The organism is Streptomyces sp. NPDC004031 (genome assembly GCF_053604375.1).
The window spans coordinates 1-22,903 of sequence record NZ_JBSGHL010000083.1; the positions used below are offsets into that span (position 1 = coordinate 1).

The 22,903-nt window shown below is 72.4% G+C and carries 16 protein-coding genes; 7 read left to right on the plus strand and 9 right to left on the minus strand.

What is annotated here, in order from left to right:
- Nucleotides 1-1,790, minus strand: a 1,790-nt coding sequence (locus ACWERV_RS33840; protein ID WP_452940443.1) for an MMPL family transporter, incomplete at its 3' end; no start/stop codon positions are given.
- A 114-nt stretch (nt 1,791-1,904) separates the two neighbouring features.
- Between ACWERV_RS33840 and ACWERV_RS33845 the strand changes: the two genes are divergently transcribed.
- Entirely contained in the window at nt 1,905-2,711 is an 807-nt protein-coding gene (locus ACWERV_RS33845) for a TetR/AcrR family transcriptional regulator (protein WP_452940445.1), read from the plus strand.
- Here the strand turns inward: ACWERV_RS33845 and ACWERV_RS33850 are convergent.
- The 7 genes from ACWERV_RS33850 to ACWERV_RS33880 form a co-directional block, all read right to left on the minus strand.
- The gene (locus ACWERV_RS33850; RefSeq protein WP_452940447.1) at nt 2,680-3,489 is read right to left on the minus strand and encodes a DedA family protein; all 810 of its coding nucleotides are present in this window, start codon (nt 3,487-3,489) and stop codon (nt 2,680-2,682) included. The genes ACWERV_RS33845 and ACWERV_RS33850 overlap by 32 nt on opposite strands.
- Before the next feature lie 180 nt (nt 3,490-3,669).
- Entirely contained in the window at nt 3,670-4,419 is a 750-nt protein-coding gene (locus ACWERV_RS33855) for an SDR family NAD(P)-dependent oxidoreductase (RefSeq protein WP_452940449.1), read from the minus strand.
- Nucleotides 4,420-4,890: 471 nt separating this feature from the next.
- Nucleotides 4,891-6,180: a citrate synthase gene (locus ACWERV_RS33860; protein ID WP_031514696.1), complete on the minus strand. Its 1,290-nt coding sequence runs from the start codon at nt 6,178-6,180 to the stop codon at nt 4,891-4,893.
- A 124-nt stretch (nt 6,181-6,304) separates the two neighbouring features.
- On the minus strand, nt 6,305-8,524 hold the full coding sequence (gene recD2 / locus ACWERV_RS33865) for an SF1B family DNA helicase RecD2 (RefSeq protein ID WP_452940450.1): 2,220 nt from the start codon (nt 8,522-8,524) through the stop codon (nt 6,305-6,307).
- A 284-nt stretch (nt 8,525-8,808) separates the two neighbouring features.
- Nucleotides 8,809-9,663 (minus strand): sugar phosphate isomerase/epimerase family protein, encoded by an 855-nt coding sequence (locus tag ACWERV_RS33870; protein WP_452940452.1) that lies wholly within the window; start codon nt 9,661-9,663, stop codon nt 8,809-8,811.
- Nucleotides 9,660-10,811, minus strand: coding sequence for a dihydrodipicolinate synthase family protein (locus ACWERV_RS33875; protein ID WP_452940453.1), 1,152 nt, complete (start codon nt 10,809-10,811; stop codon nt 9,660-9,662). The genes ACWERV_RS33870 and ACWERV_RS33875 overlap by 4 nt, the downstream gene beginning before the upstream one ends.
- Nucleotides 10,808-11,959: a Gfo/Idh/MocA family protein gene (locus ACWERV_RS33880; protein WP_452940454.1), complete on the minus strand. Its 1,152-nt coding sequence runs from the start codon at nt 11,957-11,959 to the stop codon at nt 10,808-10,810. The genes ACWERV_RS33875 and ACWERV_RS33880 overlap by 4 nt, the downstream gene beginning before the upstream one ends.
- 325 nt (nt 11,960-12,284) lie before the next feature.
- Between ACWERV_RS33880 and ACWERV_RS33885 the strand changes: the two genes are divergently transcribed.
- The 6 genes from ACWERV_RS33885 to ACWERV_RS33910 all read left to right on the plus strand — a co-directional run bounded on the left by ACWERV_RS33885 (nt 12,285) and on the right by ACWERV_RS33910 (nt 18,923).
- A complete protein-coding gene (locus ACWERV_RS33885; RefSeq protein ID WP_452940456.1) occupies nt 12,285-13,397 on the plus strand; it encodes a LacI family DNA-binding transcriptional regulator in 1,113 nt (370 codons plus the stop codon).
- 121 nt (nt 13,398-13,518) lie between these two features.
- Nucleotides 13,519-14,439: a bifunctional helix-turn-helix transcriptional regulator/GNAT family N-acetyltransferase gene (locus ACWERV_RS33890; protein WP_452940457.1), complete on the plus strand. Its 921-nt coding sequence runs from the start codon at nt 13,519-13,521 to the stop codon at nt 14,437-14,439.
- Nucleotides 14,440-14,539: 100 nt separating this feature from the next.
- Nucleotides 14,540-15,337: a sugar phosphate isomerase/epimerase family protein gene (locus ACWERV_RS33895; RefSeq protein ID WP_452940459.1), complete on the plus strand. Its 798-nt coding sequence runs from the start codon at nt 14,540-14,542 to the stop codon at nt 15,335-15,337.
- A 134-nt stretch (nt 15,338-15,471) separates the two neighbouring features.
- The gene (locus ACWERV_RS33900; protein WP_452940461.1) at nt 15,472-16,374 is read left to right on the plus strand and encodes a LysR family transcriptional regulator; all 903 of its coding nucleotides are present in this window, start codon (nt 15,472-15,474) and stop codon (nt 16,372-16,374) included.
- A 57-nt stretch (nt 16,375-16,431) separates the two neighbouring features.
- Nucleotides 16,432-16,941 carry a hypothetical protein gene (locus ACWERV_RS33905; RefSeq protein ID WP_452940463.1) on the plus strand — a complete coding sequence of 170 codons (510 nt, stop codon included), beginning with the start codon at nt 16,432-16,434 and terminating at the stop codon, nt 16,939-16,941.
- Between the two features lie 155 nt (nt 16,942-17,096).
- On the plus strand, nt 17,097-18,923 hold the full coding sequence (locus ACWERV_RS33910) for a glycoside hydrolase family 3 protein (RefSeq protein WP_452940464.1): 1,827 nt from the start codon (nt 17,097-17,099) through the stop codon (nt 18,921-18,923).
- A gap of 37 nt (nt 18,924-18,960) precedes the next feature.
- Here ACWERV_RS33910 and ACWERV_RS33915 read toward each other — a convergent pair whose 3' ends face one another.
- A complete protein-coding gene (locus ACWERV_RS33915) occupies nt 18,961-22,794 on the minus strand; it encodes an ABC transporter ATP-binding protein (RefSeq protein ID WP_452940465.1) in 3,834 nt (1,277 codons plus the stop codon).
- Nucleotides 22,795-22,903: the final 109 nt, after the last annotated feature.

Genomic DNA, 22,903 nt, shown 5'->3' on the forward strand with positions numbered 1-22,903 from the left:
ACCGGCAGGCTCGTCTCTATGCTGCCTGTCGCGGTGAAGCCCAGCAGCCCGGACAGATGGCCGTCCTGGAAGACCCAGACCACCGCGCCGAACATCGCCGTGAGGCTGAGCGCGTTGAGCAGCACCGCCTGCACCGGCACGATCACGCTGCCGGTCAGCAGGAACACCAGCAGCAAGGTGACCACCCCGACGATGGCCGCCGCCCAGGGCAGTCGCTGCGCTATGGCGTGCTTGCTGTCGACGAGCACCGCTGACTGGCCCGTGACCGAGGCCCGGAAGTCCGTCCGCACGGCGCGAATCTCCCCCACCAGGTGCTGCGGACCGGAATCCACCGCGGCTCCCTTGGGCACGACCGTCAGATAGGCGGTGCCCGACTGCTTGCCGGCAACCGGTCCTTCCACCCGCACCACACCCGGCAGACCGGCGACCCGGTCGCGGTAGGCCGTCAGCGCGGCAGGGTCGGCGCCCTCGGCGAACACGGTGATCGCACCCACCGGGCTCCCGGCGTAGTCCTGCCGCAGATGCTGCTGCACGACATGGGACTCGGCTCCCGACGGCAGCTGCCGGTCGTCGGCCGATCCGAACTGCACCTTCAGGAAGGGCAGTCCGAGCAGCAGCAGCGCCGCCACCGCGGCGACCGCGAAAGCGGGCGCCCGGCGCATCACCAGCCGGGCCAGTGCGGCGTAGCGGGCACCGGGCTCGGCGGCCGCCTCCCCCGCGGGCCGTCGGCGGCGCAGCAGCCGCCGCAGGTCCAGTGCGTTGACCCGCTCGCCCAGCAGCACCAGGGCGGCGGGCAGCACGATGAGCGCCGCTCCGGCGGCGAGCACCACCACGGCCACACCCGCGTAGGCGAAGGAGCGCAGGAAGTACTGCGGGAAGACCAGCATCGCCGAGAGCGCGGCCGCCACCGTCAGCGCCGAGAAGAGCACCGTGCGGCCGGCCGTCCGCAGCGTCGTGGCGACGGCATGCCGTGGGGCGGCGCCCGCGGACAGTTCCTCACGGAAGCGGCGCACGATGAACAGCGAGTAGTCGATGGCGAGCCCGAGGCCGAGCGCGGTGGTCAGATTCTCGGCGAAGACCGAGACATCGGTGAATCCCGTGATGCCGCGCAGCACCGCGCTCGTACCCAGGATCGCGATGATGCCGATGCCGAGCGGGAGCAGTGCGGCGACGGCGCTTCCGAAGACCATGACGAGGAGCACCAGGGTGATCGGCAGCGCGATCATCTCCGCCCGCAGCAGATCCTCCTGGATCGTCGTCTGCATCTCGTGCAGCACCTCCGCGGTGCCGCCGACCGTGACGTCCACCGGGCCGTGCGCACCGCGGAAGGCGGGGGCGATGCGCTTGACCTCGGTGGCCACCGCGTCGTCGTCACCTCGCAGCCGGGCGGCGATCATCGCGGAGCTGCCGTCCTTTGCGCGCAGCACCGGCGCCCGGGTGTCCCAGTACGAGCTGACGCCGGACACATCGGGATCCGCCGCGAGCCGGGCGGCGAGCCTGCGCCCCTCGGCCGCCACGGCCGGGGCGTCCGGGCCGGCGCCCCGGGTGTCGACCAGCAGCACGAGATTGGGCTGGGAGTCGGGGAAGTGCTCGGCGAGCGCCTTCGTGGCGTACGACGACTGGGATCCGGGGGCTTCGAATCCCCCGCTGGACAGCCGGTCCCCGACCCCGCTGCCCGCGACGACGGCGAGCGCGGTGAAGAGCAGGGCCAGCAGCAGGGTCAGCCGCGGTCTCGCGGTCACGACCCGCGTCCAGCCCCCGACCGCACCCGCATGGTTGACATCAGCCATGGCAGAGGTGTCCTCTCCCCCTAGAACGACTAGAATCACAAACACGAATGATCGCTCGCATTCTCAGAATGCGAGCGGTGGCTCGTGTTTGTCAATCCCCCTCTGGGAGTACACGTGTCCGAGGCGGACGAGAAACCGAGACGGCGTCAGGCGCGCGGCGAGCGCCGGGTCACGCAGTTGCTGAAGGCTGCCGCCAGCGTGTTCTGCGCGGTCGGCTACACGGCGTCGAGCACCAACGCCATCGCACGGGAGGCCGGCGTGTCCCCGGGCACGCTCTACCAGTTCTTCCCGAACAAGGAGGCCATCGCCGTCGAGCTGGGAAGCCGGCTGATCGGGGAGATGGAGGAGACCCACGGCCGGGTCTTCACCGCGGCGAACGCCCGCCTCCCGCTCGATCAGCTGGTGGACGCGGTGGCGGACCCCTTCATCGAGTTCAACTGCGCCAACCCCGCGTTCTTCTCCCTCATCAAAGGCTCCGACACGCCGGGCCAGGTCGCGGACGAGCACGACACGCTGCACGCCACCTTGCTGGACCGGGTGGCCTGGGTGCTGGCGCTGCGCCGCCCGTCGCTCTCGTCCGCCGAGCGCACGGTGATCGCTCAGATGAGCTTCGCGACGTTCAAGGCCGGCCTCGAACTCATCCTGCTGACCGAGGACGACACCGCGCGCGCCGCGTACGCCAGGGAGCTGAAGAGCATGCTCTCCCGCTACCTCGCGCCCCACGTGGGCACGGGACCGGTCGAGATCGGGGAGGAGGAGAAGGCCGCGGCCAGGTCCTCACTGGCCGCAGCGGGTGCGATCTGGTTCGACGGTCCGCCGCAGGACGTCGCGTACCTCCCGGCGTCAGGGACCGACGCCGGACCGCAGGACGTCGCCGCCCCGGAGGCGGCTACTCCCCCCGGCCCGCCGACGGGCAGGTGAACGTCCCGTCGTGGCCGTCCCGCGGTCCCGCCGGCGGCCCGACCGTTCCGCTGCCCTTACCGGACGGCTCGGACGGTCCGGACGGTCCGGGGACCTTCCGGCTCTCCCCGGCCAGGGAAGCCGCGATCACGGCGGACGGGCGCGGCGCACCGCCCGCCTGGCGGCGCTCCCTGGCCCGTGAGAGCCACTGCGCGCCCGTACCGAGGGCGGCGACCAGCAACGAGATCCCGAGGCCCAGAGAGAGGGCGTAGAACGAATTCGAGGCGGCCTCACCGCTGACGTACCCTGCCCCGACGGAGTAAGACGCCCACACCGACTCGGCCACACCCGCCCCGACCGCGTAACGGCGCACCGGATAGCGCATGATCCCCGCCGCCAGGCCGCCGATCACCCGGCCGCTGGGCAGGAAGCGGACGCCGATCACGAACGGGACGCCGTGCCGCTGTATGCGCAGCGCCGCCCACTTCAGCAGGGCCTCGCGACGCGGCCTGCGGTGCATCCGCTCCAGCACACGGCCACTGAGCGCCCGCCCGGTCCGGTGCATCACGAGATCGCCGAGCACCGCGCTGGCGGCCACCACGAGCAGCACGAGGGCGAGGTTGAGATGGCCCTCGGCCGCCATCACCCCGCCTGTCACGAGGAGTACGGAGTTGGGCACCAGGGGTGGAGCCGTGGTCGCGGCCAGGATCGCGTACGCCCAGATGACGTGGCCGCCCCTCAGGAACTCGGCGAGTCCGGAGGTGAAGTCAAGTGACGACACGCTCAGTGCAACGTCCATCCCACCGCCCCTCTTCCCCTACCCCTACTTCAACGCTGACAGCGTGGGGCGGGGTCGGCAAGCGCATTGACCGCACTTCGGCCGATTCCCAGCGAAGCTCATCCTGAGGGTCCAGAACCGGTACTCCCCAGGTAGTACGCCGCCGCACGGGAGTTGGGACGGCGGGCGCGGGCGGACCGCTCAGCGGCCGAGCAGTTCGCCGCCGTTGACCTGGAGGATCTCGCCGGTGATGAACCCGGCCTCGGGCGAGGCGAGGAAGAGCACGGCCGAGGCGACGTCCGCGGGGCGGCCCACCCGGCCGACCAGGGTCCGGCCCGCGCGCCGCGTCAGCTCGGCGTCATTGAGCCGCGAGCCGAAGAACTCGGTGCCGGCGACCGTGCCCGGCGCGACGATGTTGCAGGTCACGCCCTGCGGGCCGAGCTGGGCGGCGAGGGAGTGGTTCCACGCGTGCAGGGCCGCCTTGGAGGCCCCGTAGGATCCGCCGCCGCGCAGCGCGGCCACCGACGTCACCGTGACCACCCGGCCGCTGTCCGTGGTGAAGCGGTCCCGCAGCGACTCGGTGAGCAGGACGGCGGTGAGCACATTGCGTTCGAAGTCGCCGCGCCAGCGGGCCAGCACCCCGTGCGGCCCGGCGCCCACGGCCAGCTCCCGGCTGCCGGCGTTGTTGACCAGCACGTCCACCCGCTCGGGCAGGTGCGCCAGCGCCGCCTCGACGTCGTCGGGGTCGGCGAGGTCGCAGACCACTGGGGTGATGTCGAGCCCGCGCTCGGCACGGATCTCCTCGACCGCGGCGTGCAGGACCTCCCGGCGGCGACCGATGATCGTGACCCGGTGGCCCTCTTCGGCGAAACGCACCGAAACAGCCCGACCGATGCCCGTACCGCCCCCGGTCACCACGATGTTGCGCACCGCCGCCGCGCTCTGTGCCATGAACTCCGCCCCTCCAGGAGAGACAGCACGGTACGGGATGCCCCCGAAGCGGGCGCGAGCGGGGTAGCCTGCGGAAACAGCCTTCGCGAAGAGACGTAGATCACACGGCGGAGAACGTAACCATTACAGTGGTTGGCGGGTCTTATGTCTTGAGTACCGTGCTCCCGGCGGAGCCGGTCGGGGGGCTGTGGAACGGATCGTCTTGGGGGACGGTCCGGAACGCGTCGCCGGGGCGACGCCCGGGGAGCTTGAGCGGCCCTCCCGGGCCGTTTTCGTCCCGGCAACGGCGCACAGCCGCCGATGAACGCCCGGTCGGACCCGTGGGGGGATCCGTTCCGGGGAACGGGAGCGCCCCGTGCCGGACCCGTGGGGGGATCCTGCGCGGGGCGCTTCCTTGTACTGCTTCGTACAGGGTGCGCGCGCCGGACGACGCCGAGGCGTACGTCCGGGGCGCGCGGCGGACGCCGAGCGTCAGCGGGCCTCGACCGAGACGTAGTCGCGGATCTCGACGCCGGTGTAGATCTGCCGCGGACGGCCGATCCGGGAACCGGGCTCCTTGATCATCTCGTGCCACTGGGCGATCCAGCCGGGCAGCCGGCCGATGGCGAACAGCACGGTGAACATGCTGGTCGGGAAGCCCATCGCGCGGTAGATCAGGCCGGTGTAGAAGTCCACGTTCGGGTAGAGCTTGCGCGACACGAAGTAGTCGTCGCTGAGCGCGTGCTCCTCCAGCTTGAGCGCGATGTCGAGCAGCTCGTCGGACTTGCCGAGCGCCGAGAGGACGTCGTGCGCCGCGGCCTTGATGATCTTCGCCCGGGGGTCGAAGTTCTTGTAGACCCGGTGGCCGAAGCCCATCAGCTTGACGCCGTCCTCCTTGTTCTTCACCTTGCGGATGAAGGAGTCCACGTCGCCGCCGGTGGCCTGGATGCCTTCCAGCATCTCCAGCACCGACTGGTTGGCACCGCCGTGCAGGGGGCCCCACAGGGCGCTGATGCCGGCCGAGATCGAGGCGAACAGGTTCGCCTGCGACGAGCCCACCAGGCGGACGGTGGACGTCGAGCAGTTCTGCTCGTGGTCGGCGTGCAGGATGAACAGCTTGTCCAGCGCGCTGACGACGACCGGGTCGAGCTCGTACTCCTCGGCGGGGACGGAGAACGTCATCCGGAGGAAGTTCTCGACGTAGCCGAGGTCGTTGCGCGGGTAGACCACCGGCTGTCCGACGGACTTCTTGTACGCGTACGCCGCGATCGTCGGCAGCTTGGCGAGCAGCCGGATCGTGGACAGGTACCGCTGCTCGGGGTCGAACGGGTTGTGGCTGTCCTGGTAGAACGTCGACAGCGCGCTGACCACGGACGACAGCATGGCCATCGGGTGGGCGTCGCGCGGGAAGCCGTCGTAGAACCGTTTGACGTCTTCGTGCAGCAGGGTGTGCTGGGTGATCTGGCCCTTGAACTCCGCCAGCTCGTCGACCGTCGGCAGCTCGCCGTTGATCAGCAGGTAGGCGGTCTCCAGGAAGGTGCCGCGCTCGGCGAGCTGCTCGATCGGGTAGCCCCGGTAGCGCAGGATGCCTTCCTCGCCGTCGAGGAAGGTGATCGCGGACTTGTAGGCCGCGGTGTTGCCGTAACCGCTGTCCAGTGTCACCAGGCCCGTGTCGGCGCGCAGCTTGCCGATGTCGAAGCCCTTGTCACCGACAGTGCTCTCAACCACCGGGTAGCTGTGCTCGCTGTCCCCATACCGCAGTACTACAGAGTTGTCGCTCACGTCATTCCCTCACCGACGGTTTTGCCTCTTCTTCGAGGTGCCCTGACTACGTCCACTGTCCCCCATTTGGCACTGGCGCGTGCACTCGGGGTCGGCCATCGGGCCGAAAAGTGGCACGGAGTGCCTATTTTGCGCCCCTGGACAGCCGGTGGTCGAGAGCCGTGAAGCGTCGGCCTGCCGAGACCGTGCGTACCGCCTGCCCGATCGCCCGCCGCGAGCCGACGAGGACGACCAGGCGTTTCGCCCTGGTGACCGCGGTGTAGAGCAGATTGCGCTGGAGCATCATCCAGGCGCTCGTGGTGACCGGGATCACCACCGCCGGGTACTCGCTGCCCTGGGAGCGGTGGATGGTCACGGCGTAGGCGTGGGCCAGCTCGTCCAGCTCGTCGAAGTCGTAGCCGACCTCCTCGTCCTCGTCGGTGCGCACGATGAGCCGCTGCTCGACGGCGTCCAGGGCCGTGACCACGCCCACCGTGCCGTTGAAGACACCATTGGCGCCTTTGTCATAATTGTTACGGATCTGGGTCACCTTGTCGCCCACGCGGAACGTCCGGCCGCCGAACCGGCGCTCGGGCAGGTCGGGGCGGGCCGGGGTGACGGCCTGCTGGAGCAGTCCGTTGAGCGTCCCGGCCCCTGCCGGGCCGCGGTGCATCGGGGTGAGTACCTGGATGTCGCGCCGCGGATCCAGCCCGAACCTGGCCGGAATGCGACGGGCGACGACATCGACGGTCAGCCGGCCCGCCTCCTCCGCGTCCTCCTCGGCGAAGAGGAAGAAGTCCGGCACGCCCTGCGTCACCGGCGGTAGCCCGGAATTGATGCGGTGCGCGTTGGTGACCACCCCCGACTGCTGGGCCTGCCGGAAGATCCTGGTCAGCCGCACCGCCGGCACCGGGCTGTCCGGAGCCAGCAGATCCCGCAGCACCTCTCCGGCACCGACGCTGGGCAGCTGGTCGACATCCCCCACGAAGAGCAGGTGCGCGCCCGGGGGCACCGCCTTGACCAGCTTGTTCGCCAGCAGCAGGTCCAGCATGGACGCCTCGTCGACGACCACGAGATCCGCGTCCAGCGGGCGGTCGCGGTCGTACGCGGCGTCGCCGCCGGGTTTCAGCTCCAGCAGGCGGTGGACGGTGGACGCCTCCGCCCCGGTCAGCTCCGCCAGGCGCTTGGCCGCGCGCCCGGTCGGCGCCGCCAGCACCACCTTCGCCTTCTTGGCCCGCGCCAGCGCCACCACGGAGCGCACCGTGAAGGACTTGCCACAACCCGGGCCGCCGGTCAGGACGGCCACCTTCTCCGTCAGCGCGAGCCGGACCGCCTGCTGCTGCTCGGGGGCGAGATCCGCGCCCGTGTGCCCGGCCAGCCAGGACAGCGCCTTGTCCCAGTCGACCTCCCGGAACGCCGGCAGCCGCTCCTCCGGCCCGCGCAGCAGCCGGACCACCTGCGCGGCCAGCGCGATCTCGGCGCGGTGGAAGGGCACCAGATAGACGGCCGTGACCGGCTCCCCGTCCCCGTCCGGGGCGGGGACGCTCTCGCGGACCACGCCCTCCTCGTCGGCCAGCTCGCCCAGGCAGTCGATCACCAGGCCGGTGTCGACCTGGAGCAGCTTCACGGCGTCGGCGATCAGCCGCTCCTGGGGCAGGAAGCAGTTGCCCCCGTCGGTGGCCTGCGACAGCGCGTACTGCAGACCGGCCTTCACCCGTTCCGGGCTGTCGTGCGGGATGCCGACGGCCTGGGCGATCCGGTCCGCGGTCAGGAAGCCGATGCCCCACACCTCGGCCGCCAGCCGGTAGGGCTGCCCCTTCACCACGGAGACGGACCCGTCCCCGTACTCCTTGTAGATCCGGACGGCGATGGAGGTGGACACCCCCACGCCCTGGAGGAAGACCATCACCTCCTTGATGGCCTTCTGCTCCTCCCACGCGACCTCGATCTTCCTGGTCCGCTTGGGCCCGAGGCCGGGCACCTCGATGAGCCGCTTGGGCTCGCCCTCAATGACCTCCAGTGTGCTGACACCGAAGTGGTCCACGATCCGCTCGGCGATCCGCGGGCCGATGCCCTTGATCAGCCCGGAGCCGAGGTAGCGGCGTATCCCCTGGACGGTGGCGGGCAGCACCGTCGTGTAGTTCTCCACGGTGAACTGCTTGCCGTACTGCGGATGGGAGCCCCAGCGGCCGTGCATCCGCAGGGACTCGCCGGGCTGGGCGCCGAGCAGTGCGCCCACGACCGTCAGCAGGTCGCCCGAGCCGCGGCCGGTGTCCACCCGGGCGACCGTGTAGCCGTTGTCCTCGTTGGCGTAGGTGATCCTCTCCAGGACACCTTCCAGCACCGCGAGTGGCCTGTCCGTCATGCCGACCTCCCTCCCCGGAGACGATCAGATCCGACGGTACCGGCAGGCAGGGACACGGCGTTCGCAGCCTGTGGACAACCGCGCGGGGAGGCGGCCCCGCACGGAAAAGACGGGAGCGGGGCCAGGCTCAGCCTGGCCCCGCTCCCGTTCCCACCCCCGAAGCCCCCCTCGGGCGCATTACCCTCACGGCTGCCCGGAAGCCTTCCCGGAAGCCGTGACGCCCTATACGACATGTCACCGGCCGTCAGGGTTGTCCTACGGCAGCCATACTTCTCAAGATTTTTTCAGCTGACGTGCGCCATGTACCTCTCGGCGATCTCCGCGACGACCTCGGCGCCCTCGCGCGCCCACAGTGCCGGGTTGAAGATCTCCACCTCCACGGGTCCCCGGTAGCCGGCCGCGTCCACCGTCTCCCGCCACCCGCGCAGGTCGATGCACCCGTCGCCGAGCTGGCCGCGCCCCAGGAGCACTCCCTCGGGGAGCGGGGTGACCCAGTCGGCGAGCTGGAAGGCCGCGATCCTGCCGCCCTCCCCGGCCCGCCGGGTGTGCGCGGGCGCCTGGTCGTCCCACCACAGGTGGTAGGTGTCGACGACGACACCGACCTGGTCGGCGGGGAAGCGCTCGGCGATCTCCAGCGCCTGGCCGAGGGTGGAGATCACGCACCGGTCGGAGGCGTACATCGGGTGCAGCGGCTCGATCGCCAGCCGCACCCCGCGCTCTCCGGCGTACGGGGCGAGCTCCGCGAGCGCGTCGGCGACCCGCTCGCGCGCCGCCGCGATGTCCCGGTCGCCCGCCGGCAGCCCCCCGGACACCAGCACGAGCGTGCCGGTCCCCAGCGCGGCGGCCTCGTCGATCGCCGCACGGTTGTCGTCCAGCGCCTTGGCGCGCGGTTCCGCGTCCGCCGCGGTGAAGAAGCCCCCGCGGCACAGCGAGGTCACCGTCAGCCCGCTGTCCCGCATCAGGCGTGCGGCGCGTTCCACGCCGTACTCCTGCACCGGGGCGCGCCACAGCCCGACCTTGCCGATGCCCGCGGCCCGGCATCCCTCGGCCAGCTCCGGCAGCGACCACTGTTTGACGGTCTCCTGGTTGATGCTCAGCCGCGCCAGGTCGCACGTCTGCGTCCGTCCGGTGTCGGTCATGCGTCCACTCCGTGCAGGGTCAGCAGCCGGCGCATCCGGTCCTCCGCGAGCGCGGGATCGGGGAAGAGCCCGACCCGGTCGGCGAGTTCGTAGGCGCGGGCCAGGTGCGGCAGCGAGCGCGCCGACTGCAGCCCGCCGACCATGGTGAAGTGCTGCTGGTGGCCTGCCAGCCAGGCGAGCAGCACCACGCCCGTCTTGTAGAAGCGCGTCGGCGCGCAGAACAGGTGGCGCGACAGCTCGACGGTCGGGTCCAGGATCCGGCGGAAACCGTCGGTGTCCCCCGTGTCCAGGACGCTGACCGCCGCCGAGGCCAGCGGCGCCAGCGGGTCGAAGATGCCGAGCAGCGCGTGGCTGAAGCCCTGCTCGTCCCCGGCGATCAGTTCGGGGTAGTTGAAGTCGTCGCCGGTGTAGCAGCGCACCCCGCCGGGCAGCCTGCGGCGCAGTTCCACCTCGCGCCGCGCGTCCAGCAGTGAGATCTTCACGCCGTCGACCTTGTCCGGATGCGCCGCGATGACCTCGAGGAAGGTCTCGGTCGCCGCGTCCAGGTCGGCGCTGCCCCAGTAGCCGTCGAGCGCCGGGTCGAACATCGGTCCGAGCCAGTGCAGGATCACCGGTTCGGCGGACTGCCGCAGCAGGTGCCCGTACACCCTCAGGTAGTCGTCCGGGCCCTGGGCGACCGCCGCCAGCGCCCGTGAGGCCATCAGCACCGCCTGCGCCCCGGCGGCCTCCACGAGCGCGAGCTGCTCCTCGTAGGCGGCCGTCACCTCGGCCAGGGTGGCGGGGCCGGTCAGCTGGTCGGTGCCGACCCCGCAGGCGATCCGGCCGCCCACCGAGTGCGCCTCGGCCGCCGACCGGCGGATCAGCTCCGCGGCACCGGCCCAGTCCAGGCCCATACCCCGCTGGGCGGTGTCCATGGCCTCGGCGACGCCGAGACCGTGCGCCCACAGATGGCGCCGGAAGGCGAGCGTCGCGTCCCAGTCCACCGCCGCGGGCGCGTCGGCCGCGGCACGCAGCGGATCGGCGACCACATGCGCGGCCGAGTAGACGACACGGCTGCGCAGCGGCAGATCCGTCACCATGGCGACGGCTTCCGCGCGCGGCACATAGGTGTGGGTCGTCCCCGACTCGTCGGGCAGTTCGATGCTCACAGCGACAGCTCCGGCACGTCGAACCGGCGGCCCTCCGCGGAGGACCTGAGGCCGAGCTCGGCCAGCTGGACGCCGCGCGCACCCGCCAGCAGGTCCCAGCGCCAGGGCTCGTCGAGGACGACGTGCCGCAGGAAGAGCTCCCACTGGGCCTTGAAGCCGTTGCCGAAGTCGGTGTTGTCGGGGACTTCCTGCCACTGGTCGCGGAAGACCTCGGTCGCGGGCAGGTCGGGGTTCCACACCGGCTTCGGGGTGGCCGAGCGGTGCTGGGCGCGGCAGTTGCGCAGGCCCGCGACGGCCGAGCCGTGGGTGCCGTCGACCTGGAACTCCACCAGTTCGTCCCGGTTGACGCGGACGGTCCAGGAGGAGTTGATCTGCGCGACGGCGCCGCCCTCGAGTTCGAAGATGCCGTAGGCCGCGTCGTCGGCGGTGGCGTCGTAGGGCTTGCCGCGCTCGTCCCAGCGCTGCGGGACATGGGTGGCGGTGAGGGCCTGGACCGTGCGCACCCGGCCGAAGATCTCGTGCAGGACGTAGTCCCAGTGCGGGAACATGTCCGCGGTGATACCGCCGCCGTCCTCCGTGCGGTAGTTCCACGACGGCCGCTGCGCGCTCTGCCAGTCCCCCTCGAAGACCCAGTAGCCGAACTCGCCGCGGATGGACAGGATCCGGCCGAAGAAGCCGCCGTCGACGAGCCGTTTGAGCTTCAGCAGTCCGGGAAGAAAGATCTTGTCCTGGACCACGCCGTGCTTGATGCCCGCCTCCTGCGCGAGCCTGGCCAGTTCCAGCGCCCCGGCGAGCGACGTGGCGGTCGGCTTCTCGCAGTAGATGTGCTTGCCTGCCGCGATGGCCTGCTTGACGGCGTCCTCGCGCGCGGAGGTCACCTGGGCGTCGAAGTAGATCTCGACCGACGGGTCGGCCAGCACCGCTTCCAGGTCCGTCGACCAGTGCTCGATGCCGTGCTGCTCCGCGATGGCGCGCAGCGCGTGCTCCCGTCGGCCGACCAGGACGGGTTCCGGCCACAGCACCGTGCCGTCTCCCAGGTCCAGTCCTCCCTGCTCGCGCAGGCTCAGGATGGAACGGACCAAGTGCTGCCGGTATCCCATGCGCCCGGTGACGCCGTTCATGGCGATCCGCACAGTCCTGCGTGTCACGTGGGGTCCTCTTCTCAGTGGTTCGGCGGGCCCGGCCGGTGCGGAGCCCACGGCGGCAACTGATGGCGAGCGCCGCAGCAAGGCGTACAGCAAGCGCTTTCTTTCGGTCTCACGCTAACCCGCGAGTCCCGTTTCGAGCAAGAGGCGCCGCAGGCGCGGAAAGCGCTTGCTGTCGCTCTGGTGTGCACTCCCCATGACGTCCGGGCGGCGGGGATGAGAACATGACCCGCGGGACCACCGGCTCCCGCCCACGGCGCGCGCGGCCGGTCACCGCCGACAGAACCGGCCGGCACCCAGGATCAGGACGACGGAGGACGGCAGCGAGATGGCAGTGACTCTGGCCGATGTCGCGGCACGCGCCGGGGTGTCGTCCGCGACGGTCTCCCGAGTGCTCAACGGCAACTACCCGGTGGCCGGAAGCACCCGCGAGCGGGTGCAGCGCGCGGTGGCCGAACTGGACTACGTGGTCAACGGCCAGGCACGCGCGCTGGCCGCCGCCACCTCCGACCTGGTGGGGGTACTCGTCAACGACGTCGCCGACCCCTTCTTCGGGATCATCGCCAGCGCGCTCCAGGCCGAGGTCGGAGTGAGCGCCGCCGAGCCGGGCGGCAAGCTGACCGTCGTCTGCAACACCGGCGGATCGCCGCAGGCCGAACTGACCTACCTCACCCTGCTGGAGCGCCAGCGGGCCGCGGGCGTGGTGCTCACCGGCGGCGCGGTGGACAGCCCAGCCCACACCGATTCCGTCAGCGCCCGCCTCGCCCGCCTGGCGGCTTCCGGCACCCGCATCGTGCTGTGCGGCCGCCCGCCGCTCACGCTGCCGGGCGAGACGGGACCGCTGACCACCCTGGCGTTCGACAACTTCGGCGGGGCACGCCGCCTCACAGAACATCTGCTCTCGCTCGGCCACCGCCGCATCGGATACGTGACGGGGCCGGCCGAGCGCAGCACCACCGGCGACCGGCTGGCCGGCCACCGCGCCGCACTCGCCGCCCACGGGCTCGCGCCGCGCCGTGCGAGCGGCGCCACCGGCACCGGCACGGCGGAGGACGCCGCGGACGACCCGTTGACGGTGCACGGCGGTTACGACCGGAACGCCGGCTACGACGCGACGCTCGAACTGCTCCGCCGCGACACCGCCGTCACCGCGATCGTCGCCGCCAACGACACCGTCGCGCTGGGGGTCTGCGCCGCGCTGCGCGACCGGGGGCTGCGCATCCCCGCGGACGTGTCGGTCGCCGGATTCGACGACCTGCCCTTCAGCGCCGACGCCTCGCCCGCGCTGACCACGGTCCGCATCCCGCTCCAGGAGGCGGGCGCGCGGGCCGGCCGGCTGGTGATGGGGCGGCTCGCGCCCCCGCCCGGCGGGGTGACCACCATCGCGACCGAGCTGATGGTCCGCGGATCGACCGCGCCCCCGGTCGCGCGGCGGCCCTGAAAGTTATCCACAGGCCGTGAAGGGCCCTTCCGCCCGACTCCCGCACGGGCATACCTTTGACTCAGTCAAGGTTCGACCGGTCGGGCAGCGGCCGGCTCAACGGCAGGACGGGGGACGGATCATGGCCGTCACGGAAATCCGCGAGTTCAACCGCTTCTACACCAACCTCATCGGGGCGCTCGACTACAGCCGCCACCTGCACACGCCCTTCACCCTCACCGAGGCGCGCGTGCTGTACGAGCTGGCCCACGCCCCGCGCACCGACGCCGCGGACCTCCGGCTCGAACTGTCGCTGGACGCCGGATATCTCAGCCGGATGCTCGCCCGTTTCGAGGAGCAGCGGCTCGTCACACGCGGCCCGTCCGCCGAGGACGCCAGGAGACAGCGGATAGAGCTGACGGAGCAGGGCTGGGAGGCGGCGGGGCTGCTGGAGGAACGGTCGCAGGAGGCCGTGGCCACGCTGGTCGAGCGCATGGCCCCGGAGGACCGCCCGCGGCTGGCCGAAGCCATGCGGACGGTGCGGGAGATCCTGCGGGACAACTCCCCGGCGCCCGTGAAGGGCCGGGTCACGCTGCGCGGGCCGCGCCCCGGCGACCTGGGGTGGGTCGTGGAGCGCAACGCGGCCGTCTACGCCGAGGAGTTCGGATGGGACGAGGGCTACGAGACGCTGGTCGCGCGGATCGTCGCGGATTTCGCCGAGACACGGGAGCCGGAGCGTGAGGCCGTGTGGATGGCCGAGCTCGACGGGCGGCGCGCCGGATGCGTCTTCTGCGTGCGTGACAGGGAGCCGGGAACGGCGCGGCTGCGGCTGCTGCTGGTCGACCCGTCGGCGCGCGGGCACGGGATAGGCCGGCGGCTGGTCGAGGAGTGCCTGGCCTTCGCCCGTTCGGTGGGCTACCGCGACATGGTGCTGTGGACGAACGACGTGCTCGGCCATGCGCGGTCGATCTACCAGCGGGCCGGATTCCAGCTGGTCAGCGAGCAGCCGCACCACAGCTTCGGCAAGGATTTGGTGGGGCAGGACTGGCGCCTTTCCCTCTAGTCCACCGGCTGCCCGGTGCGCCGGGCGAGCCGCGCGGCGGCCGGACGACACTGCCGGATCACGGTTGACCAGGCCGGATCGGGTGCCTAGTGTCCGGCGAATGAGATTCGCGTTCTCCACTCTCGGTGTTCCCGAACTGCCCGTCGACGAGGTGGCCCGGCTTGCCGCGGACAACGGCTTCCACGGCGTCGAACTCCGCGCGAGCCCAGAGGGTCCGGTGCACACCGGGCTGTCCGCGGGTCAGAGAGCCGAGGTGGTGGCGGAGTTCGCCAAAGCCGGGGTGGAGATCCTGACGGTGGCCGGTTACGCCAAGGTGGCCGCCGCAGGGGACGACCAGCCAGTACTGGACGAGATCTCCGCGGGCGTGGCCCTGGCCCACGACCTCGGGGCGCCGTTCCTTCGGGTCTTCCCCGGGGGCGAGGGCCTGCCGGCCGAGGAGGCGGACGCGCTGGCCGCACGGCGGCTCGCGGCGGCGGCTCCCGTGGCGGCCGACCTGGGAGTCAGGGTGCTGCTGGAGACCCATGACTCGCACCGCGCCGGGGCAGACGTCGCGCGCGTCGTCGGCCGGGTGGGGCACACCGCCGTCGGTGGCCTGTGGGACGTCATGCACACCTGGCTCGCGGGAGAGCAGCCCGCGGCGAGCTTCGCGGCGCTGGCGCCCTACCTGGGGTATCTCCAGGTCAAGGACATCACCTCGGCGGACGACACCACCCCGTTGCCGCTGGGTGCGGGTGTGCTGCCGCTGGCGGAGACGGTCGAGGTGCTCAGCCGGGCGGAGTGGGACGGCTGGCTGTGCTGGGAGTACGAGAAGCGCTGGTATCCGCAGGCCCCGGAGCTGCCGGGGCTGCTGGGGGCCGCGCGCGAGCATCTGGACCGGCTCCTGATGGAATCCGCCTGACGGTCGGCGGGTCCCGGCGAGTGGGTCGCGCACGCCGCGACCCGCGCCCCGGGCGGCGGCCGCCGGGTGTCGGGGCGGGAGCCGGGCCGGGACGGTGAGGGACCGGGCAAGGGCCGGGAGCGGAGGAGGGACGCATGCTCGATCTGGGACGGCTGAAGGCGCTGCACGCCGTGCACGCGCACGGCTCCATCGGCGCCGCGGCGACCGCGCTGGGTTATACACCCTCGGCCGTGTCGCAGCAGATCTCGAAGCTCGAACGGGAGACGCGGACGGTCCTGCTCGAACGGCAGGGCCGCGGGGTGACGCTGACCGATGCCGCGCAGATGCTCGTTGCCACCGCGGGGCAGTTGATGGCGATCGTGGAGCAGGCGGAGGTGGCGCTGGAGGAGCAGCGCGGCAGGCCGTCGGGCCGGCTGACACTGGCGGCGTTCCCCACCGCGGCGAGCGGGCTGCTGCCCGGGGTCCTGGCGGAGCTGGCGGCGACCTGCCCGGCGCTGGAGCTGCGGCTCGTGGAGGTGGACGCCCATCTGTCGGTGGACCTGGTGGCGCGCGGCGTGGTGGATCTGGCGGTGGCGCACGACTGGGACATCGCACCGCTGCCGGCTCCCGAGGGCGTGGAGCGTTGCGTCATCGGTCATGACTCGTGCGACGTGCTGGTGCCCGCGGGCCACCGGCTGGCGGACCGGGAGCGGCTGGTGCGGTCGGACGTGGCGGCCGAGCGGTGGATCTGCCAGCCTCCGGGCTCGGTCTGCCACGACTGGCTGGTGCGGACGCTGCGGGAAGCCGGCCGGGAGCCTGACATGGCCTTCCAGGTGGGCGAGTACGGCACGCAGGTGGCGCTCGTGGCGGCGGGGCTCGGTATCGCGCTGGTGCCCAGGCTCGGGCGTGGGGCGATACCCGAGGGGGTGCGGGTGCTGCCGCTGGAACCGGCGCCCGTGCGGCGGCTCTACGCCCTGTGGCGGCAGGGCGCGGCGCGCAGGCCGTCGATCGAGGTGGCGGTGGCCACGTTGCGCGCCCACTGGCCCGAGACCGGCTGACGCCCCGCCAGGGGCACGGAACCGTCGGCGCGGGCGGCCCGTCCCACCGGCATGACGGTGACGAGGACTTCGCGCGGGGCGGCCGCGGCCGTGGTGCTGGCGGCGACGGTCGCCCTGGTGGGCGGGTGCGGGACGCAGGAAAGCCCGGACGGACGGCAGGGCACGCCCGGTCCGGCGGGCTCCGCCCGGGTGCCGGGAGACGGGGCGTCCGTGGGGCAGGTGGTCTTCTTCACCCCGGCGCCCCGCGGGCCGCGGAACGGCCACGAGGTGCTCGGCAGCCGGGCCGACGCCGAGCGTTACGCGGAGGCCTTCGGCGACGGGCAGGCCCGGACGCGGCTCGCCGCCGTGGCCCGGAGCACCGACTTCACCCGGCAGGTGCTGGTCGGCTGGACGCGGCCGACCGGGTGCAGCACGGCCACCGCGGCGGCCCTGCTGAGGTCGGGCAACCGGCTGGAGCTGCATGTCAGCCAGCCCGAGCCGGCGCCGGAGTGCGTGGCGTCCTTCCGGGTCTCGGTGGTCTTCCAGGTGCCGCGTGAGCGGATGCCGGAACGGCCGGAGTTCGCCTGACGGGGCATCAGGCGTGCCGGGCGGGGATCGGCCGGACGGAGGACGTCGCGCGGGAGTTCGACCAGGCCATTGACTGGCGAAAACTTCCACGCTATCCGTGTACACCTGGAAATTTCCTTCAGTGTGCCTTCCTCCTCCGTCAGAAGGAGTTCGTCGTGCACCATCACCCGTCCCGCCGCTCCCTGCTCACCGCCGCCGCGGCCGGCTCCGTCCTCGCCGCCGGTGCGGCACCCGCCGCGGCGGCAGGCGGCCGCTCCGCGCTCAGCAGCGCGCAGCGCCGTACGATCCGCTCCCTCATCCGGCGCATGAGCCTGGAGGAGAAGGTCGGCCAGCTGTTCGTGATGCGGGTCTACGGGGCGTCGGCCACCGACCCCGACCCCGCGGACGCCGCCGCCAACCAGAGCGAGATCGGCGTCTCCACCGGCGCGGAACTGCTGGCGAAATATCACGTCGGCGGCATCATCTACTTCGCCTGGGCCCACAACACGCAAAATCCGCACCAGATCGCCGACCTGTCCAACGGCCTCCAGCGTGCGGCCCTCGCGCAGCGCACCCCCGTACCGCTGCTGATCTCCACCGACCAGGAGCAGGGCGCGGTGGCCCGCATCGGCGCCCCGGCCACCCTGTTCGGCGGCGGCATGGCGCTGGGCGCCGACGGGAGCCCCGCGGACGCGCGCACGGCGGCCCGGGTGATCGGCACCGAACTCGCCGCGATGGGCGTCAACCAGAACTACTCCCCCGTCTCGGACGTGAACATCAACCCGGCGAACCCGGTCATCGGCGTGCGGTCCTTCGGCGCCGACCCGGACGCGGTCTCCGCTCTCGCCGCCGCCCAGGTGCGGGGCTACCAGAGCGCCGGCATCGCCTCGACCGCCAAGCACTTCCCGGGCCACGGCGACACGGGCACCGACAGCCACTTCTCGCTGCCGGTCATCACCCACACGCTGGAGCAGTGGCGGACCACCGACGCTCCGCCCTTCCGCGCGGCCATCGCCGCGGGCATCGACTCGATCATGACCGCGCACATCCTGGTGCCCGCCCTGGACGACTCCGGCGACCCGGCGACGCTCTCCCACCCCATCCTCACCGGCGTCCTGCGCGAGCAGCTCGGCTACGACGGAGTGGTGGTCACCGACGCGCTCGACATGGCGGGCGTGCGGGAGAAGTACGGCGACGACCGGGTGCCGGTGCTCGCGCTCAAGGCGGGCGCCGACCAGCTGCTCAACCCGCCGCTGCTGGACGTCGCCTACCGGGGCGTCCTCGACGCGGTGGCCTCGGGTGAGCTGACCGAGGAACGGCTGGCGGTCTCGCTGGAACGCGTCCTGGCCCTCAAGCTGCGGCTGGGCCTCTTCCGCGACCCGTACGTCAGCCACGCCGGGGTGGACCGCGCGGTCGGCACCCGGTCCCACCTCGCGACCGCCGACCGGATCACCGACCGCGGCATCACCCTGCTCGGCAACGACGCGGGTGTGCTGCCGCTGCCCCGCCGCTCGCACCGCGACCTGCTGGTGGTCGGAGCCGACCCGGCCGCCCCGTCCGGGACCGGCGGCCCGCCCACTGCCGTCCTCGCGCGGGCCCTGACCGAACTCGGCCATCCCGCGCAGGCGCTGTCCACCGGCACCGCTCCCGGGCAGACGCTGATCGACCAGGCCGTGGCCGCGGCCGCGGGCAAGGACGCGGTGGTGGTGTGCACCTACAACGTGACGGGCGCCGCGACCGCGCAGATCGCGCTCGTCGCCGCCCTCGCCGCCGCGTCGGTGCCGGTCGTGCAGGTCGCCGTCCGCAATCCCTACGACATCGCCTGTCTGCCGCCGGTGGCGGCCGCGCTCGCCACCTACGGCTGGACGGACGTGTCGATGCGCGCGGTGGCCCGGGTCATCGCCGGCAAGGCGTCACCGGCGGGCCGCCTGCCGGTCGCCGTGCCGCGTGCGGACGACCCGGCCACACCGCTCTTCCCGATCGGCTACGGCCTGGACTACTGAGCCGCCGCCAGGGCCCGTGCCCCGCGGGTGCGGGCGGTCAGGCCGCCGCCCGCACCTCGCCGGTGAAGGTCCGCCACAGCTCGGCGTAGCGCCCGTCGCGGGCCAGCAGCGCCTCGTGCGTACCGTCCTCGACGACCCGGCCGTGGTCCAGGACGACGACCCGGTCGGCCCGCGCCGCCGTGCTCAGCCGGTGCGCGACGACCAGCGTCGTCCGGCGCCTCGCCAGGCGGTCGGCGGCCTGGTTGACCAGTGCCTCGGTCGCCAGGTCGAGTGCCGCGGTGGCCTCGTCCAGCAGCAGGATCGCCGGGTCGACCAGCTCGGCACGGGCCAGCGCGATCAGCTGCCGCTGGCCCGCGGACAGGTTCCGCCCGCGCTCGGCGACCTGGTGGAGGTAGCCGCCGTCCAGCGTGGCGATCATCGCGTCCGCGCCGACCGCGCGCGCGGCGGCCTCGACCTCAGCGTCCGTGGCGCCCATCCGCCCGTAGGCGATGGCGTCGCGCACCGTCCCGGGGAAGAGGTACGGCTCCTGGGGGACGACGCCGAGCTGCTGCCGGTAGCCGGTGAGGTCGAGCTCGCGCACGTCGTGGCCGTCCACCAGGACCGCCCCGTCGGTCGGGTCGTAGAACCTCGCGACCATCTTGACCAGCGTCGACTTGCCCGCACCGGTCTCGCCCACGAAGGCGACGGTCTGGCCGGCCGGTATGCGCAGGTCGATGCCGGAGAGGGCCTCGTTCCCCTCGGCCTGCGGTCCGCCGTAGCGGAAGTGCAGGTCGCGGAAGGCGATCTCGCCGCGCAGCGGGCCGGTCTGCTTCGGTGCGGCGGCGGCCGGGGTGGTGGTGGGTTCGCGGAGCAGCTCGCCGATCCGGCCGAGCGACACCGACGCCTGCTGGTAGCCGTCGAAGACCTGCGAGAGCTGCTGCACCGGGGAGAAGAACAGGTCGATGTAGAGCAGATACGCCACCAGGGCGCCCGCGGTCAGCGTTCCCGCGCCCACCCGGTGTGCGCCGACGATCAGCACCAGCGCGGCGGCCACGCTGGACAGCAGCTGGACGAAGGGGAAGTAGACGGAGATCAGGAACTGGCCGTGCACCCGCGCCTGGCGGTATTCGGCGCTGCGCCGGGCGAATCGCCCGGCTCCCGCCCGCTCGCCGCGGAAGGCCTGCACCACGCGCAGCCCGGCGACGTGCTCCTGCAGGTCGGCGTTGACGACCGCGACCCGCTCGCGCGCCAGCTCGTAGGCGCGGACGGACTTGCGGCGGAAGGCCCACGTCCCGACGATCAGGATCGGCAGCGTGGCGAAGACCAGCAGGGCCAGCTCGACGTCGATGAGCAGCAGCGCCACCAGGATGCCGGCGAAGGTGAGCACGCTGACCAGCGCCGTCACCAGACCCGTCTGCAGGAACGTGGACAGCGCGTCGACGTCCGTCGTCATCCGCGTCATGATCCGGCCGGTCAGCTCGCGCTCGTAGTAGTCCAGGCCCAGTCGGTGCAGGTGCGCGAAGATCTTGACCCGCAGTGTGTAGAGCACCCGTTCGCCGGTGCGGCCGGTCAGCAGCGCGGAGCCCCATTCCGCGGCCCACTGCGCCAGCACCAGCCCGAGGCCGAGCAGCGACGCCGCCCACACCGCGCCCAGCGCCTGGCGTCGCACACCCGCGTCGATGCCGTGCCGGATCAGCACCGGCAGCAGCAGCCCGGCGAGGGCATCGACGGCGACCAGGAGCAGGCTCACCAGGAGCGGTGAGCGGAAGCCGCGCAGCAGGGCGCGCAGTCCGAAGGACTCGTCGGCGGCCCGCGCCCGCTCCTCGTCGACCTGCGGGGTGTCCAGGGCGGGCGGCAGCGCCGCCACCTTGGCCAGCAAATCGGGTGTGGCGGGCATACCCGCGAGCGCCCCGGCCATCGCGCCGGGCCCGCCGCCCGGCCGGGCAGGGACGGCGCCGGCGCGCGCGCCTGCCGTGTCGTCCTCGTCCTGCGCCGGGCGGCGCCGGTCGGCGGGCCACAGCTCGGGCGTGACCGTCCCGGGCCCGTCCGTCGTCCCGGCCGCGGCGGCGCCGCTCGTCGCCCTCCCGTCCTCACGGCCGAGGGCGGCGACGGGGTCGATCTCGATCACATCGGCGCCGAGGGCGTCCGGGTCGGTCAGCAGGGCGCGGTAGAGGGCGCTGCGCTCCTGGAGCTCGTCGTGCGTGCCGATGTCGGACAGCCGCCCGGCGTCGAGGACCGCGATGCGGTCGGCGAGGGCCAGCGTGGAGCGGCGGTGGGCGATGAGCAGGGTCGTCCGGCCGCGCATGACCTCGCGCAGCGCGTCGAAGATCTCGGCCTCCACCCGCGCGTCGACGGCGGAGGTGGCGTCGTCGAGGAGCAGCAGCCGCGGGTCGGTGAGGATGGCCCGCGCCAGGGCGACGCGCTGGCGCTGGCCGCCGGACAGGGTGAGGCCCTGCTCGCCGACCACCGTGTCGTAGCCGTCCGGCAGGGCGCTGATGAAGCCGTGCGCCTGGGCGGCCCGGGTCGCGGCGAGGATCTGCTCCTCGGTGGCGTCGGGGTGGCCGTAGGCGATGTTGGCCCGCACGGTGTCGGAGAACAGGAAGCTGTCCTCGGGGACCATGCCGATGCGCGACCGCAGCGAAGCGAAGGTCAGCTCCCGCACATCGACCCCGCCGACGCGCACCGCGCCGCCGGTGACGTCGTAGAAGCGGGGCAGCAGCAGCGAGACCGTGGACTTGCCCGAGCCCGAGGCGCCGACGACGGCGACCGTCTCGCCGGGCGCGATGCTGAGGTCGAAGCCGTCCAGGACGGGACGCTCGGCGCTGTAGCCGAAGGTGACGTGGTCGAAGTCGACGGTCGCGGGCGCGTCCGCGGGCAGTTCCGCGGTGCCCTCCCGCAGGGTGGACTCGGTGTCGATCAGCTCGAAGACGCGCTCGACACCCGCCCTGGCCTGCTGCCCGACGGTCAGCACCATGGTGAGCATCCGGACCGGGCCGGTGAGCTGCGCGAGGTAGGTGGAGAAGGCGACGAACGTGCCCAGGGTGATCTGGCCGCGCGCGGCCATCCAGCCGCCGAGCGCGAGCATGCCGATCTGGCCGAGCGAGGGCACCGCCTGGAGGGCGGGGGTGTAGCGGGCGCTGAGCCGGACCGTGCGGAGCCGGCCGGCGAAGAGCCTGCGGCTGACCTCGGTCAGCTTGCTCATCTCCTGCTGCTCCTGGCCGAACCCCTTGACCACCCGCACCCCGGTGACGGAGCCGTCGACGATCCCCGCGACGGCTGCCGCCTGCCCCTGGGCGTACCAGGTGGCGGGGAAGAGGCGGTGGCGCGAGCGGTTGGCGATGAACCACAGCGCGGGGGCGACGGCCAGCGCGACGAGCGTCAGCAGCGGGGAGAGCACCAGCATGACGACCAGCGAGAGCAGGAAGAGCAGCAGGTTGCCGATGACCATGGGCAGCATGAAGAGCAGGCCCTGGATGAGCTGGAGGTCGCTGGTGGCCCGGCCGACGACCTGGCCGGTGCTCAGCTCGTCCTGGCGGCGGCCGTCCAGCTTCATGATCGTGCCGAACATCTCCGTCCGCAGGTCGTGCTGCACGTCGAGTGCGAGCCTGCCGCCGTAGTAGCGGCGAAGGTAGGTCAGCCCATACACCACGACCGCCGCCGCGACCAGGGCGAACGCCCACGGGGCGAGCGGTTTGTCGTGCTTGACGATCACGTCGTCGATGATCAGCCGCGGGACGAGCGGCACCAGCGCGGTGACCGCCATGCCGAGCAACGAGGCCCCGAGCGACAACAGGACGCTGCGCCTGTACCGCCAGCAGTACGCGGACAGCCGGCGGAGCCAGCCCTGTTCCGGGCCGTCCTTCGCCGCCGTCTCCGGCTTCGCCGTCGTCACGCCGTCCTCCCACCGATTCGTCCGTCGTCCACCCCGCGACTCCAACACGCTCTGCTGCGCATTTCATCCTCCCGCAACAAAACCAACGACCAAGGTCGCACAAGAGTGC

What these genes read in the sequence shown, in the direction of transcription:
- ACWERV_RS33885 (WP_452940456.1), top strand. Translation starts at nt 12,285, where the DNA reads ATGGCAGTGACTCTGGCCGATGTCGCGGCACGCGCCGGGGTGTCGTCC.
- ACWERV_RS33900 (WP_452940461.1), top strand. Translation starts at nt 15,472, where the DNA reads ATGCTCGATCTGGGACGGCTGAAGGCGCTGCACGCCGTGCACGCGCAC.
- ACWERV_RS33855 (WP_452940449.1), bottom strand. Translation starts at nt 4,419, where the DNA reads ATGGCACAGAGCGCGGCGGCGGTGCGCAACATCGTGGTGACCGGGGGC.
- ACWERV_RS33870 (WP_452940452.1), bottom strand. Translation starts at nt 9,663, where the DNA reads ATGACCGACACCGGACGGACGCAGACGTGCGACCTGGCGCGGCTGAGC.
- ACWERV_RS33895 (WP_452940459.1), top strand. Translation starts at nt 14,540, where the DNA reads ATGAGATTCGCGTTCTCCACTCTCGGTGTTCCCGAACTGCCCGTCGAC.
- ACWERV_RS33890 (WP_452940457.1), top strand. Translation starts at nt 13,519, where the DNA reads ATGGCCGTCACGGAAATCCGCGAGTTCAACCGCTTCTACACCAACCTC.
- recD2 (WP_452940450.1), bottom strand. Translation starts at nt 8,524, where the DNA reads ATGACGGACAGGCCACTCGCGGTGCTGGAAGGTGTCCTGGAGAGGATC.
- ACWERV_RS33850 (WP_452940447.1), bottom strand. Translation starts at nt 3,489, where the DNA reads ATGGACGTTGCACTGAGCGTGTCGTCACTTGACTTCACCTCCGGACTC.